Here is a 14,959-nt window from a genome sequence, read left to right on the forward strand (position 1 = left end):
CCACGGGGCCGCCGGCGAGAGCAGGCCGCCGCGGCCCGCGCCGGAACGTGCGTCCGCACCGATGAAGAGGGGGCACGTGAAGCGCACACATCTGTGGCAGGCGATGACGATCACCGCCTGTACAGCCCTGCTCGTGGCCGGCACGACCGGCCAGAGCCTCGCTGACTCCACACCGCCGAAATCCGCCGCGAACGGGTGGCGCGGTCAGGGCGGAACGGGCGTCGAACCGGAAGCGATACCCAAGGCGGAACGCTCCGCCGTTCTCGGGCGCGACTACGCCGCCTCCTCCGACACCGCCTTCACCACCAGCGGGGACGCCTCCGGGTTCCACGTGCTGGTCGCCGACGCCAAGGACGGCTACCGGTGGAGGACGGCGGCGACCCTGTCCGAGCCGGGCATCGGAGCCGACGCCTGGATCGGCAACGCCTGTACGACCGCGTCCGGCAAGCGGGTCGCCGTCGCCTACGCGCCGCGTACGTTCACCAACCGGCCGGAACTGATGGCCCGCGGTGCCTTCACCGCCGTCGTCGACCTGACCACGGGCAAGGTCACCAAGCTGCCGTTCACCTCCTCGCTGGCCTACTTCAGCCCCGGCTGCGGCAACGGGGAGCGGGCCGTGTTCACGCAGCTCACCCACGAGGGCGACAAGAAGCAGCAGACCCGCCTGATCGCCGTCGACACCGCGACCGGCAGGCAGGCCAGGCCCGTCGTGCGGCCCGGCGAGGTCACCTCCGCGATACCCGTCGAGCACGGCATCGCCGCCGCGCACATGAACAGGATCGTCCGGATCAGCGGGGGCAAGGAGACCGTGCTGGCCGCCACCCGCGGCGTGCCGTTCCAGCTCACCGAGGACGGTGACGGCGGCCTGGCCTTCATCGACCGCGAGCAGGACAAGAAGGAGAACGGCAGGCCTGCGTCCTGGGCCGAACACCTTCCCGCCGCCTCCCTGCGCGAGGGCAGGAGGACGAAGCCCGCCACCGTGGCGTCCGGCCGGCTCACCGACTGGGACCTCACCTCCTCCGCCGACGGCCGGGTGTTCGTCACCGGACACGCCAGGAGCACCGGGAAGCAGCCCAGGCTGTTCGGCAACCCCGGCGGACTGCCCAAGGGAGCCCGCCTGTCCCGGCACGGCGGCGTGGCGCTCAGCACCACGTGGGCCGACGGGAGGACCACGTCGCTCGGCAAGGACGAGGCGAGCGGCATCCGCACGGCGCGCATCACCCTGCACGCCCTGGACAGCGGCAAGCGGACCGTCCTGGACGCGATCCCCGGCCGGCACCGCGTCGGCGGAGCGAAGGCCGCCGCCCTGGGCGCCGCCCCCTCCCCGGTCCGCGGAGCGGCCACGGGCGTTCCGGACGCCTCACCCACCGGGCACCCGTCCACCGGGAACGGTGCCGGCGGCACGTCCACCCGGCCGGCCCGGGCACAGGTCCTGGCCGCCTCCCCGGGCGACCCCGCCGAGGGCACCGACGAGCGGTACTGCTCGGTGGCCCGCAACGACGTCAGGAAGCAGGCGTTCCAGCCCACTCCGCGCCAGGTCGAGTGGGCCGTGGACCAGGCCGTCGTCGGTGAGCTGCGCTTCGACCGGCCGGCCAACTGGAAGAACACCGGCATGGACGGCTACAGCCCGAACGGGCTGTTCCCGCCGGTCGTGCTGGCCGGCGACCCCAACGGGACCCTCGACAACGAGGACCCCGACGTCACCGACCGGTGGCACATCCCCTCGCAGGTGATGCTCGGTGTCACCGCGCAGGAGTCCAACATGTGGCAGGCCACCCGCTTCGCCGTCCCGGGGGTGACCGCCAACAGCCTCATCGGCAACTACTACGGCACCCAGTACACCTCCGACGGCACCCAGGCCGACCCCTGGCGCATCAACTTCTCCGAGGCCGACTGCGGTTACGGGATCACCCAGGCCACCGACGGCATGCGCCTGGCGGGGAAGACCAAGCCGGGCGAGACCGCGCTGCCGCCCACCACGCAGGAGGCCGTGGCCCTCGACTACGCCGCCAACATCGCCTACGGCGTACAGATCCTCTCCCACAAGTGGAACGACACGTACTACGCCGGGATGAAGGTCAACGACGGCCACCCGCAGTGGATCGAGAACTGGTTCTTCGCCCTGTGGGCGTACAACTCCGGCTTCTACAACACGCCGGACTCCGGCGGACACCAGGGCCTCGGCTGGACCAACAACCCGGCCAACCCCCTGTGGAAGGCCAACCGCACCCCGTTCCTGGAGAACGCGGGCGGCGGCGACGACTACAGCCACGCCGCGCACCCGCAGGACTGGCCGTACGAGGAGAAGGTGCTCGGCTGGGCCGCGCGGCCCATCTCCGCCATGTTCGCCCCCGGCGACTTCCGTCCCGGCTACCTCTCCGCCTGGTGGAACAGCAACCTCCAGCGCACCGCCGTCAAGCCGCCGATCGACCTGTTCTGCGACAGCAGCAACCACTGCGACCCGTCCAGGATCGGCGACAGCGACTCCAACGACCCCGGCCAGGGGGCCTGCACCCTGGACTCGGGTGACAGCGACACCAACCCGCACTGGCTGCACTGCTGGTGGGACAAGCCGGCCCAGTGGAAGGACTGCGACAGACTGGCCGAGTGCGGTCACCAGGTGCACCGCTTCAACACCGGCTACCCCGAGCAGGCCGACGCCAACTCCTACCCGCCGCGCTGTTCCACGGGCCTGCCGTCCAACGCGCTGATCGTCGACGACATCCCCGACGGCACCACGCCGGCCGGATCGAACTCGCGGGGCTGCGGCCCGGCGAGATCGGACGGCACCTTCACCCTGTCCTACCAGCCCTCGGACATCGTCGACTCCGAGACCGGGCAGACCGTCACCACCTACCCCGGCAAGATCGACACTCATCAGATCGGCGCCGGCTACGGAAACCACTTCTGGTTCACCCACACCCGCTCCCCGGAGTCCTACCCGCCGCCGGGCGACCGGATGAAGGTGACCGGGACCTGGAAGCTGGGGCGGAAGATCACCGAATACGGCGGTCAGGCCGAGGTGTTCGCGCACATCCCGGACCACGGGGCGCAGACCGGTGCCGCCAACTACCGGATCCAGACGGCCTTCGGCACCGTCACCAAGCAGATCTCGCAGGCGGACAACCAGTCCAACAAGTGGGTGTCCCTGGGTTCGTACCGGTTCACCGACACGACGCCCCAGGTGAGCCTGGACAACTTCAACGGGGGCGACGGCACCAAGGACATCGCCTTCGACGCGCTCGCGTTCGTGCCCGGCGACCACGACGGCCTGAACGCCATCACCTTCCCGGAGGCGGATCCGAACGCCCCCGACGTCGACTTCGTGGCCGCCCAGGACGCCAAGGAGGTCAGCACCACGTCCTCGCTCATGTCCCGTGCGCTCGCCGGCGCTCCGGGCGAGGAGTCGTGCTCGGCCGGCCGTGACGGCGTCACCATGTGCGCCACGTACAAGCCGCTGACCAAGAAGGAGGAGAGGAGCGCGAGGACCGGCAGGAGCGTCGCGCCGTCCGTGGCCGCCGCGGCGGGTCCCGTGGGATGGTGCAAGGACATCAACGGCGCCGCCATGCAGACGAGGACCCAGGGCTGCATGCGCGGGCTCCTCGTGCTCACCGCGAGCCGTGACGGCGCCCCCGTCGGCAACGCGACCGTCAAGGTCATCCAGGAGATCAACCTCGACCCGAAGTCGAACCAGTTCACCACGTGGACCGAGGTCTCCCTGGTCAACATGACGGGCATCAGCTCCACGACGATGACCTCGTACGACGAGGAGTGCTGGTCCACCACCGCCTGCTCGGAGAGTTACGGCACCTGGAGCGGCGGCCTGACCTGGACCGCGGGTGACCCGCACGTCGCCACCCGTACCAACACCTTCTCGTGGAACAAGGTCGGCGGCGGCGAGGACCGGCTCGACTTCACCTGGCAGACCAGCTGGTCCACCCCGGACGCGGCCGTCCAGGCGGTCCCGAAGTGGAGCAACAACGGGTTCGACGTCCGGTGCGACAACAAGGTGGGCGGCAACACGGGGTGCGTCTTCCCGAAGTACACCCCGACGCTGCAGCTGAACACCAAGAAGTACCCGGCCGCCGCCTCGTACTACTGGGTGCTCATGGAGAAGCTGGCGTCCCACCCGGGCAGCGAGAAGTTCGACAAGCCGCTGCACCGCCTGGCCGACGAGACGAAGGCCAAGGAGAACCGCGACAAGATGTGCATGCTCGCCGTGGCGGAGTGGAACCCCAACCCGGCCGCCGACGGCACGAGTTGCGACGAGTACCCCTTCGCGAAGTCGCGCGAGAGCGGCGGGCAGACGCTCAGTTCCGGCAAGTACTGCGTCCAGATGTACGCGGACAAGCAGACGGACGGCACCTGGATGCTGGAGCTGGACAACAACTACCCGTACCCGAGCTGGAACGAGATCTGCGGCCGGGCCGCCGTTCCGGCCAAGCAGAACACCGACGCCGGTGGTGACCTCGGACGGTTCACCTCCGAGATCGGGCTCCTGGACGACGACGCGTACTACGTCCAGACCGGCTTCGAGTACTGCGACATCAAGTCCGTCTGCAACATCAGCTAGCGGCGGGCGCCGGTGAACCGGCCCTCCGGGTCACGCACCCGGAGGGCCGCTTCCGTCTCCCGGCGCGCTCAGGCCGTGACCCACTCGAGCATGCGTCCCTCGTGGACGGAGGGGCGGCGGCCCGCCGTCGGCAGCGGCGCCATGCCCTCCAGTGACTCGCACAGGTCGTGCAGCATCAGGCCCAGCCCCGGCCACAGCCACCGGTACTCGGGGTCGCCGAACGAGATCTCCCCGACCTCGCCGTAGTGGTCGTCGCGGTGGTCCACGAAGAGCAGGTCGCCGGTGAGGCTCTGCGCGAAGGGCACCCAGCGCTCGTGCGCGGTCCGCCCCACGACCTCGTCCTCGTAACCCTCCTCCACAGCCTCCGACGCCATCTCGGCGAGATGGCCCCGCCACTGCGCGATCCCGTCGGTGCCGAGCGGTCCGTGCCCGAGGAGGAAGGCCCCGGCCTGGGTGCTCGACCGGCGGGGGACGACCCCGTTGTGCCGGGCGAGCAGCGCCTTCAGATCGTCGTGGAGCGGGAACCCGAGCTCTGCCTCCAGCCCGGCCAGCTCCGCGGCGGACGCGCCGGGACGGAGCGCCGCCCCGTCCTCCGGGGCGTTGCGGGCCAGCCACTCCTCGAACCGCGGCCACAGGTCCTCGACGCGGAAGCTCCCCCCGCACGCGGATTGATTCATTCGATCCTCTCCCTTGCCGGCGGTGGCGGACGTCCCTGTCGATCGAGTGAGGGCCCGAGTCGACCGTACACGGACAAAGCGCAGGTCGCGGCCGTGTGGCGGGATCCGCCGTCTCAGATAGTAGGAAGTCCGAGTAATTGTGCAGACAGGCGCGTCGAGCTCCCTTAGCTTTGTAGAAGTCGAACGTCTCGCTCGATCCAGCGAGTGGCGGTCGTGAGCCGGTCCCCGTGCAGGCAACCCCTGCGGCACCGCTCTCCGCCCTCTGGGGGCCCCGCCCGCGCCCATTAGGCAGCGGAGGAGTCTCGCAACCCCCCCTGCCGTACTCCGGTTTCCCGAAGGAGTCGATTCATCATGGCCGAGACGACCGTCCGCCGCCGAGTCCGCCACGTGACCCGCTCGACCGAGTCCGAGCGCAAGAACGCCGCCGCCGCCCTCCAGCGTGCCCTCGACCGCCGCGACAACGGCGGCGAGACCGGCCACTGAGCCGCCACCGGTCCGGGAGCCGCACCCGCCCGGGGTGCGGCGCGGCCCCCCGCCGCGCCGCATCCCGGAAGGGGCCGGAGGCCCGCGTGTCCGCATCGCGGACAGGGCATGTCATCCTCTGGGACGAGGAGTAGGGTGCCCGACATGTCTCGCAGCCTCAATCTCGCAGTGATCCCCGGTGACGGCATCGGCCAGGAGGTCGTGGCCGAGGGTCTCAAGGTCCTCTCCGCCGTCCTGCCGCAGGATGTGAAGCTGGAGACCAAGGAGTACGACTTCGGCGCCAGGCGCTACCACGCCACCGGTGAGACCCTCACCGACGCGGACCTCGACGCCCTGAAGCGGCACGACGCCATCCTGCTCGGCGCCATCGGCGACCCGTCGGTCCCCTCCGGCGTGCTGGAGCGAGGCTTCCTGCTCAAGCTCCGCTTCGCCTTCGACCACCACGTCAACCTGCGCCCGTCGAAGCTGCTGCCCGGCGTCTCCACCCCGCTGGCCGGCCAGCCGGAGATCGACTTCGTGGTCGTCCGCGAGGGCACCGAGGGCCCCTACACGGGCAACGGCGGCACCATCCGCAAGGGCACCGAGCACGAGGTCGCCACCGAGGTCTCCGTCAACACGGCCTACGGGGTCGAGCGCGTGGTCCGCGACGCCTTCGCCCGTGCCCAGGCCCGCCCGCGCAAGAAGCTCACGCTGGTCCACAAGAACAACGTGCTGACCTTCGCCGGGCACCTGTGGACGAACGTCTTCAACAAGGTGGCCGAGGAGTACCCCGAGGTCACCACCGACTACATCCACGTGGACGCGGCGACCATCTACCTGGTCACCGACCCCGCCCGCTTCGACGTGATCGTCACCGACAACCTCTTCGGCGACATCATCACCGACCTCGCCGCGGCCGTCTCCGGAGGTATCGGCGTGGCCGCCTCCGGCAACATCAACCCCGGCGGCGAGTTCCCGTCCATGTTCGAGCCGGTGCACGGCTCCGCACCGGACATCGCGGGACAGGGCAAGGCCGACCCCAGCGCCACGGTGCTGTCCGTCGCGCTGCTGCTGCGCCACCTCGGCCACGACGCCGAGGCCGACCGCATCGACGCCGCGGTCGCCGCCGACCTCACCGAGCGGGTGGGCAAGCCCGCCCGCAGCACCTCCGAGATCGGCGACGCCCTCGCCGTACGCGTAGCCGGCTGACCCGCCGCGCCACGCACGAGCCGTCGGGTCGCACACGCACCCGGCGGCTTCTTTTGTGCCTCGCCGGGTGCCACCATCAACCACTGGACCGCTTTCACCCCGATTCCGTCCGCCGTGGTCCGCGCGCGATAATCGAACGCGGAGCCGCGACATGAGGGAAAGCTCGGACGTCCTAGCACCGGCCACCGGCCGGTGAGGGGCATGAGCGCGGCCCGGTCACTACTCACCGGTGAAGGACAACCACTCATGACGACGCCCACGATCGAGCTCAAGCCCTCCGCCCACCCGCTCGCCGCCGCGGAGCGCGAGGCGATCCTGGCCAGCCCCGGATTCGGCCGCCACTTCACCGACCACATGGTGACGATCAAGTGGACCGAGGGGCGCGGCTGGCACGACGGCCAGCTCGTTCCGTACGCGCCGATCCCCCTCGACCCGGCCACCAACGTCCTGCACTACGCCCAGGAGATCTTCGAGGGCCTGAAGGCGTACCGCCAGCCCGACGGCACGGTCGCCACCTTCCGCCCGGACCAGAACGCCAAGCGCTTCCAGCGGTCCGCGCGCCGTCTCGCCATGCCGGAGCTGCCTGTCGAGACGTTCGTCGAGGCGTGTGACCTCCTGGTCCAGCAGGACAAGGACTGGGTGCCCGCGCACGGCGGCGAGGAGTCCCTCTACCTGCGCCCGTTCATGATCGCCACCGAGGTCGGCCTGGGCGTCAAGCCCGCCAACGAGTACCTGTTCATCGTCATCGCCTCCCCGGCCGGCGCCTACTTCCCGGGCGGGGTCCGCCCGGTGTCGATCTGGGTCTCCGAGGACCGGGTCCGCGCCGTCCCCGGCGGCATGGGCGACGCCAAGACCGGCGGCAACTACGCCGCCTCCCTGCTCGCCCAGGCCGAGGCCGCCGCCAAGGGCTGCGACCAGGTCTGCTACCTCGACGCCGTGGACCACAAGTGGGTCGAGGAACTGGGCGGCATGAACCTGTACTTCGTGTACGGCGACAAGATCGTCACGCCCACCCTGACCGGCTCCATCCTGGAGGGCGTCACCCGTGACTCCCTGCTCGCCGTCGCCCGCGACCTCGGCTACACGTCCGAGGAGGGCCGGGTCTCGGTCGAGCAGTGGCAGCGCGACTCCGAGAACGGCACGCTCACCGAGGTCTTCGCCTGCGGCACCGCGGCCGTGATCACCCCCGTCGGCACCGTGAAGCGGGCCGGCGCCGAGTGGCAGCAGAGCGGTGGCGAGCCGGGCGAGGTCACCGTCCGCCTGCGCCAGGCCCTCCTCGACATCCAGCGCGGCAAGGCCGAGGACCGGCACGGCTGGATGCACAAGCTGGGCTGACGCCCGCCCGGCACGCTCAGGGGCCGCCCCGGACATCGCGTCCGGGGCGGCCCCTCGTGCGTCCGGGGTCCTCGCGTCCCGCCATCCCGGCTCCTCGGTTCGAGCGGTGCTCAATGTGACATTGATCGAGTCGCACCGGCCAATCCGTCCCTTGTCCGGAACCTGTGTTTAGAGTGATGCTCTAAACGACGGACGACAAGGAGGTGCCGTGCCGTGAGACTGACTCCCACCGAACGGGACCGGCTGCTGCTCTTCGGGGCCGCCGAGCTGGCCCGGGCCCGCCGGGCGCGCGGTCTCCGGCTGAACGTGCCGGAGGCCACCGCGCTGATCGCGGACACGGTCTGTGAGGCGGCCCGCGACGGGCGGCGGCTCGCGGAGGCCGTCGAGGCGGCCCGCTCGGTGCTCGGCCCCGAGGACGTGCTGCCGGGCGTCGCCGACGTCGTCACCGAGGTGATGGTCGAGGCCGTCTTCGACGACGGCTCCCGGCTGGCGGTGGTCTCCGACCCGATCGGCGGCGGCCTGGGGGAGCGGGCGCCGGGCGCCCTGCTGCCGGGGCCCGAGCACGCCGACCCCGCGCCGGCCGTCCGGCTCCGGGTCACCAACACCGCGTCCGTGCCGGTCTCCGTCACCTCGCACTTCCACTTCTTCGAGGCCAACCCGCGGCTGGACTTCGACCGTGAGAGGTCCTACGGCATGCGGCTCGCCGTGCCCGCGGGCTCCTCGGTGCGGTTCGGGCCGGGGGAGAGCGAGGAGGTCGGCCTGGTGCCGATCGGCGGGGAGCGGATCGCGATCGGCTTCGCCGGTCTGGTCGACGGCCCGCTGGACGCGCCGGGCGCGCAGCGGGAGGCCCTGCGCAGGGCGGCGGCCTGCGGATACCTGGGCGTCTCGCCCCAGGGCGCGGCGGACGGAGGCGAGGAGCGATGAGCCGCTCGAAGGGGCGAGAGGTCAGCAGGTCGGTCCACGTCGACCCGCACGCCTACGCCGCCACCCACGGCCCCCGGGCCGGCGACCGCGTCCGCCTGGGCGACTCCGGGCTGACCGTGCGGATCGCGTCGGACGCCCAGCGGTACGGCGACGAGTTCCTCGCCGGGTTCGGCAAGACCGCCCGCGACGGCCTGCACCTGAAGGCCGCCGCCGTCCGCGACACCTGCGACGTCGTGATCAGCAACGTCGTCGTGATCGACGCGGTCCAGGGCATCCGCAAGGTGTCCATCGGCATTCGCGAGGGGCGCATCCACGCCATCGGCCGGGCCGGCAACCCCGACACCCTGGACGGCGTCGACGTCGTCGTCGGCACCGGCACGTCCATCGTGTCCGGGGAGGGGCTGATCGCCACCGCCGGTGCCGTCGACACCCATGTGCACCTGCTGTCGCCCCGGATCATGGAGGCATCCCTCGCCTCCGGCGTGACCACCATCATCGGGCAGGAGTTCGGACCGGTGTGGGGCGTGGGCGTCAACTCGCCCTGGGCGCTGCGGCACGCGTTCGGCGCCTTCGACGCCTGGCCCGTCAACATCGGCTTCCTGGGCCGGGGTTCGTCGTCCCACGAGGCGCCGCTCGTCGAGGCGCTGGCCGAGGGCGGGGCGAGCGGGTTCAAGGTGCACGAGGACATGGGCGCCCACACCCGCGCGCTCGACACCGCCCTGCGGGTGGCCGAGGAGCACGACGTCCAGGTCGCCCTGCACAGCGACGGCCTGAACGAGTGCCTCTGCGTCGAGGACACCCTGCGGGTGCTGGAGGGCCGCACGATCCACGCCTTCCACATCGAGGGCTGCGGCGGCGGCCACGTGCCGAACGTGCTGAAGATGGCCGGCGTGCCGAACGTCATCGGCTCCTCCACCAACCCCACCCTGCCCTTCGGCCGGGACGCGGTCGCCGAGCACTACGGCATGATCGTCTCCGTCCACGACCTGAAGACCGACCTGCCCGGCGACGCCGCCATGGCCCGCGACCGCATCCGGGCCGGCACGATGGGCGCCGAGGACGTCCTGCACGACCTGGGCGCGATCGGCATCACCTCGTCCGACGCGCAGGGCATGGGCCGGGCCGGTGAGACGGTCCGGCGCACCTTCGCCATGGCCGGCAAGATGAAGGCCGAGCTGGGCCCGCTGGAGGGCGACGGCGAGGGTGACGACAACGCCCGCGTCCTGCGCTACATCGCCAAGCTGACCATCAACCCGGCCATCGCGCACGGACTCGCCCACGAGGTCGGCTCGATCGAGACCGGCAAGCTCGCGGACATCGTGCTGTGGCGCCCGGAGTACTTCGGCGCCAAGCCGCAGCTCGTCCTCAAGTCCGGCTTCCCCGCCTACGGCGTCACCGGCGACCCGAACGCGGCCACCGACACCTGCGAACCCCTGGTGCTGGGGCCGCAGTTCGGCGCGTACGGCGCCACCGCCGCAGACCTCTCGGTGGCCTTCGTCGCCCGCGCCGCGGCCGAGCAGGGGAGCGACACGATGCCCACCCGGCGCCGCCGGGTCGCCGTCCGCGGTACCCGCGGCATCGGACCGGCCGACCTGCGGCTCAACTCCCGCACCGGAGCGGTCGACGTCGACCGGCGCACCGGCCTGGTCACCCTCGACGGCGACCCGCTGCGGTCCGAACCCGCCGAGTCCGTGTCCCTCAACCGGCTCTACTTCCTCTGATCCAAGGACCTGCCCATGACCTACCGCATGCCCCCCGAGTGGGCCCCGCACGAGCGCACCTGGATGGCCTGGCCGGGGCCCAACCCGACCTTCGCCGACGACGGGGAACTGGCCGCGGCCCGCGCCGCCTGGGCGGCCGTGGCCCGCGCGGTGCGCCGCTTCGAGCCGGTGACGATGGTGCACGGCCCCGGCCAGGGCGAGCGGGCGCGCGCCCTGCTCGGTCCGGACGTCGAGCTGGTGGAGCGCGAGCTCGACGACGCCTGGATGCGCGACATCGGCCCGACCTTCGTGCTCGACGAGCAGGGCCGGCCGGCCGCCGTGGACTGGGTGTTCAACGGCTGGGGCGGCCAGGACTGGGCCCGCTGGGAGCACGACGCCAAGATCGCCCGCCAGGTCGCCGACCTGGCCGGGGTGCCGGTGCTGAGCAGTGAACTCGTCAACGAGGGCGGCGCCGTCCACGTCGACGGCGAGGGCACGGTACTGCTCACCGAGACCGTCCAGCTCGGCGCCGGCCGCAACCCCGGGTGGAGCCGGGAGCGGGTCGAGGCGGAGATCCACGCGAGGCTGGGCACCAGCAAGGCGATCTGGCTCCCGCACGGCCTGTCCGGCGACTACGGCAGGTACGGCACCCAGGGCCACGTCGACATCGTCGCGGCCTTCGCCCGGCCCGGCACGGTCCTCGTGCACACCCAGCGGGACCCGGCCCACCCGGACCACGCCCGCTCCAGGACGTACCTGGAGATCCTGCGCGGCGAGACCGACGCCCGGGGGCGCCCGCTGGAGGTCGTCGAGGTGCCCGCGCCCACCGTCCTGAAGGACGAGGAGGGCGACTGGGTCGACTACTCCTACATCAACCACTACCTGTGCAACGGCGGCGTCGTGCTCTGCGCCTTCGACGACCCCAACGACGAGGTCGCGGCCGGCATCTTCCGCCGCCTGTTCCCCGACCGGGAGGTGACACCGGTGGACGCCCGTACGATCTTCGCCGGCGGTGGAGGCATCCACTGCATCACCCAGCAGCAGCCGAAGAGCTAGGAGCAGCCGATGGCCGGTGCGCGCAGGAACGCGCCGCCGCGCGAGGACGTCCTCGCCGCCGCCATGGACATGATCGCCGAGCGCGGTCTGGAGAAGCTCACCATGGCGGCGCTCGGCCGGGAGGTCGGGATGAGCAGCGGCCACCTGCTGTACTACTTCCGCTCCAAGGACGAGCTGCTGCTGCGCACCCTGGAGTGGAGCGAGGGCCGGCTCGGCGCCGAGCGCGGCCGGCTGCTCACCCGTCCGGGCTCCGCCCGCGAGCGGCTGGAGGCGTACGTGGGCCTTTACGTCCCCGACGGACACCGCGACCCGCACTGGACCCTGTGGCTGGAGGTCTGGAACCGCTCGCAGAACGCCGCCGAGGACGCCCGGGAGCGGCAGGCCGCCATCGAGGGCGCCTGGCACCGCGACCTGGTCGCGCTCGTCGCCGAGGGCGTCTCGCGCGGCGAGTTCCGGCCGGTCGACGCCGACCGCTTCGCCACCCGGCTGCGCGCCCTGCTGGACGGCTTCTCCATCCATGTCGCCATCGGCCTGCGCGGCACCGACCGCGAGCAGGTCGTCTCCCACGTGCGGGAGTTCCTCGCCGAGGCCCTGTACGCGCCGCGGGCGCCGGCCGCCTGACCGCACGGACCGGGGGACGGGGCCGGGTCCGTGTCCCGTCCATCACCGCGACCGGATACTGAGACGGGCGGCCGCCCGGGGCCGGGACTGTGCGAAACTTCCTCCGTGCCCTCGTTCGCCATGATTATCGGCAGCAGGCGCGCCGGTCCGCAGTGACCATCTCGTACTACCAGGTGCGGGTGGCCATCGTCGTCTCAGACCCGCGCGCAGACCTCTCGCACCCGCGAGGGGTCTTTTCGTTTTCCGGCTCACCCACGGCCGGGAGGCGCGGCGCGAGGAGTATCGCAGGGGCGGTGGAGCCGGACATTCCGGTAAGACCGAAGATTCACAATCAGGAGCCTTGAACTCATGACCGAGACGGTAACCAGCGAGCTCGACGACTCGTTCCACGTCTTCGACACCACGCTGCGCGACGGCGCGCAGCGCGAGGGCATCAATCTCACGGTCGCGGACAAGCTCGCCATCGCCCGGCACCTGGACGACTTCGGCGTGGGCTTCATCGAGGGCGGCTGGCCCGGCGCCAACCCGCGGGACACCGAGTTCTTCGCGCGGGCGCAGGCGGAGATCGACTTCCGGCACGCCCGGCTGGTCGCCTTCGGCGCCACCCGCCGCGCCGGAGCCAAGGCGGCGGACGACCCCCAGGTCAAGGCCCTGCTCGACTCCGGCGCCCCGGTGATCACACTGGTCGCCAAGTCGCACGACCGGCACGTCGAGCTGGCACTGCGCACCACGCTGGACGAGAACCTGGAGATGGTCCGGGACACCGTGTCGTACCTGTGCGAACAGGGCCGCCGGGTCTTCGTCGACTGCGAGCACTTCTTCGACGGCTACCGCGCGAACCCCGAGTACGCGAAGGCCGTCGTCCGCACGGCCGCACGGGCCGGCGCCGACGTCGTCATCCTCTGCGATACCAACGGCGGCATGCTGCCCGCCCAGGTCCACGCGGTCGTCTCCACCGTCCTCGCCGACACCGGTGCCCGGCTCGGCATCCACGCCCAGGACGACACCGGCTGCGCGGTCGCCAACACCCTGGCCGCCGTCGACGCCGGCGCCACCCACGTGCAGTGCACGGCCAACGGCTACGGCGAGCGCGTCGGCAACGCCAACCTGTTCCCGGTGGTCGCGGCCCTGGAGCTGAAGTACGGCAAGAAGGTGCTGCCCGAGGGCCGGCTGCGCGAGACCACCCGGATCTCGCACGCGATCGCCGAGGTCGTCAACCTCACGCCCTCCACGCACCAGCCGTACGTCGGCGTCTCGGCCTTCGCCCACAAGGCCGGACTGCACGCCTCCGCGATCAAGGTCGACCCCGACCTGTACCAGCACATCGACCCCGAGCTGGTCGGCAACACCATGCGCATGCTGGTCTCCGACATGGCGGGCCGGGCCTCCGTCGAGCTGAAGGGCAAGGAGCTCGGCGTCGACCTCGGCGGCGACCGGGAACTGGTCGGCCGGGTGGTCGAGCGGGTCAAGGAGCGCGAGCTCCGGGGCTACACCTACGAGGCCGCCGACGCCTCCTTCGAGCTGCTGCTCCGGGCCGAGGTCGAGGGCAGGCCGCTGAGGTACTTCGAGGTCGAGTCCTGGCGTGCCATCGTCGAGGACCGCCCCGACGGCACCCACGCCAACGAGGCCACGGTCAAGCTGTGGGCCAAGAGCGAGCGGATCGTCGCCACCGCGGAGGGCAACGGCCCGGTGAACGCCCTCGACCGGGCCCTGCGGGTGGCGCTGGAGAAGATCTATCCGCAGCTCGCCAAGCTGGAGCTGGTGGACTACAAGGTCCGCATCCTGGAGGGCGTGCACGGCACCTCCTCCACCACCCGCGTCCTGATCTCCACCTCCGACGGCGGCGCCGAGTGGTCCACGGTCGGCGTGGCCGAGAACGTCATCGCCGCGTCCTGGCAGGCCCTGGAGGACGCCTACACCTACGGGCTGCTGCGGGCGGGCGTGGAGCCGGCCGAGTAGGCACAGTGGAGGGATGACCGAAGACGACGGCGCCCTCCTGTCCGGCGCCCGCGTGGCGACCCGGCTGCCCGCCGCGGACCTGGACCGGGCCAGGCGCTTCTACGCCGAGAAACTCGGACTGCGGCCCGTCGACGAACGCCCCGGCGGGCTGCTGTACCGGTGCGGCGGAACGGACTTCGTGCTGTTCCGCTCCACCGGGTCCTCGCCCGGCACCTTCACCCAGATGGGCTTCGAGACCGACCGGGACCTCGGTTCGGTCGTGGCGGAACTCAGACGGCGCGGGGTGGTCTTCGAGGAGGTCGACGCGCCCGGGTTCCGCACCCGGGACGGCGTCGCCGAGATCGACGGCAACTACCCGAGCAAGGGCGCCCGCGGGGAGCGCGGCGCCTGGTTCCGGGACAGCGAGGGCAACCTCCTCGGGATCGGGCAGCCGGTGCGCTGAG

At 71.6% G+C, this 14,959-nt stretch carries 11 protein-coding genes; 10 read left to right on the forward strand and 1 reads right to left on the reverse strand.

The features are described 5' to 3' along the window. Window positions 1–76 precede the first annotated feature (76 nt). Complete coding sequence (locus ACWCPN_RS19525; protein WP_451207618.1) at window positions 77–4,573, forward strand: golvesin C-terminal-like domain-containing protein; 4,497 nt, start codon at window positions 77–79, stop codon at window positions 4,571–4,573. 68 nt (window positions 4,574–4,641) lie between these two features. On the opposite strand, the gene ACWCPN_RS19530 is transcribed toward ACWCPN_RS19525, so the two are convergent. Continuing rightward, entirely contained in the window at window positions 4,642–5,250 is a 609-nt protein-coding gene (locus ACWCPN_RS19530) for an SMI1/KNR4 family protein (protein WP_451207621.1), read from the reverse strand. Between the two features lie 351 nt (window positions 5,251–5,601). On the opposite strand from ACWCPN_RS19530, the gene ACWCPN_RS19535 reads away from it, so the two are divergent. The 9 genes from ACWCPN_RS19535 (at window position 5,602) to ACWCPN_RS19575 (ending at window position 14,958) form a co-directional block, all read left to right on the forward strand. Continuing rightward, complete coding sequence (locus ACWCPN_RS19535) at window positions 5,602–5,733, forward strand: hypothetical protein (RefSeq protein ID WP_365130088.1); 132 nt, start codon at window positions 5,602–5,604, stop codon at window positions 5,731–5,733. A gap of 144 nt (window positions 5,734–5,877) precedes the next feature. After that, window positions 5,878–6,921 (forward strand): 3-isopropylmalate dehydrogenase, encoded by a 1,044-nt coding sequence (locus tag ACWCPN_RS19540; RefSeq protein WP_199212131.1) that lies wholly within the window; start codon window positions 5,878–5,880, stop codon window positions 6,919–6,921. Window positions 6,922–7,167: 246 nt separating this feature from the next. Then, window positions 7,168–8,256 carry a branched-chain amino acid aminotransferase gene (locus tag ACWCPN_RS19545; RefSeq protein WP_365130089.1) on the forward strand — a complete coding sequence of 363 codons (1,089 nt, stop codon included), beginning with the start codon at window positions 7,168–7,170 and terminating at the stop codon, window positions 8,254–8,256. Between the two features lie 213 nt (window positions 8,257–8,469). After that, window positions 8,470–9,180 (forward strand): urease subunit gamma, encoded by a 711-nt coding sequence (gene ureA / locus ACWCPN_RS19550; RefSeq protein WP_451207625.1) that lies wholly within the window; start codon window positions 8,470–8,472, stop codon window positions 9,178–9,180. Further along, a complete protein-coding gene (locus ACWCPN_RS19555) occupies window positions 9,177–10,901 on the forward strand; it encodes an urease subunit alpha (RefSeq protein ID WP_451207628.1) in 1,725 nt (574 codons plus the stop codon). Before ureA ends, ACWCPN_RS19555 begins: the two co-directional genes overlap by 4 nt. Window positions 10,902–10,916: 15 nt before the next feature. Continuing rightward, a complete protein-coding gene (locus tag ACWCPN_RS19560; protein ID WP_199212134.1) occupies window positions 10,917–11,936 on the forward strand; it encodes an agmatine deiminase family protein in 1,020 nt (339 codons plus the stop codon). Window positions 11,937–11,945: 9 nt separating this feature from the next. Then, window positions 11,946–12,557 carry a TetR/AcrR family transcriptional regulator gene (locus tag ACWCPN_RS19565; protein WP_451207631.1) on the forward strand — a complete coding sequence of 204 codons (612 nt, stop codon included), beginning with the start codon at window positions 11,946–11,948 and terminating at the stop codon, window positions 12,555–12,557. A gap of 348 nt (window positions 12,558–12,905) precedes the next feature. Further along, window positions 12,906–14,516: a citramalate synthase gene (gene cimA / locus ACWCPN_RS19570; RefSeq protein WP_199212136.1), complete on the forward strand. Its 1,611-nt coding sequence runs from the start codon at window positions 12,906–12,908 to the stop codon at window positions 14,514–14,516. 13 nt (window positions 14,517–14,529) lie between these two features. Then, complete coding sequence (locus tag ACWCPN_RS19575) at window positions 14,530–14,958, forward strand: VOC family protein (protein WP_365130092.1); 429 nt, start codon at window positions 14,530–14,532, stop codon at window positions 14,956–14,958. The last annotated feature ends 1 nt before the right edge of the window (window position 14,959 follow it).

The sequence above is a fragment of the Streptomyces sp. NPDC002386 genome (genome assembly GCF_053593175.1).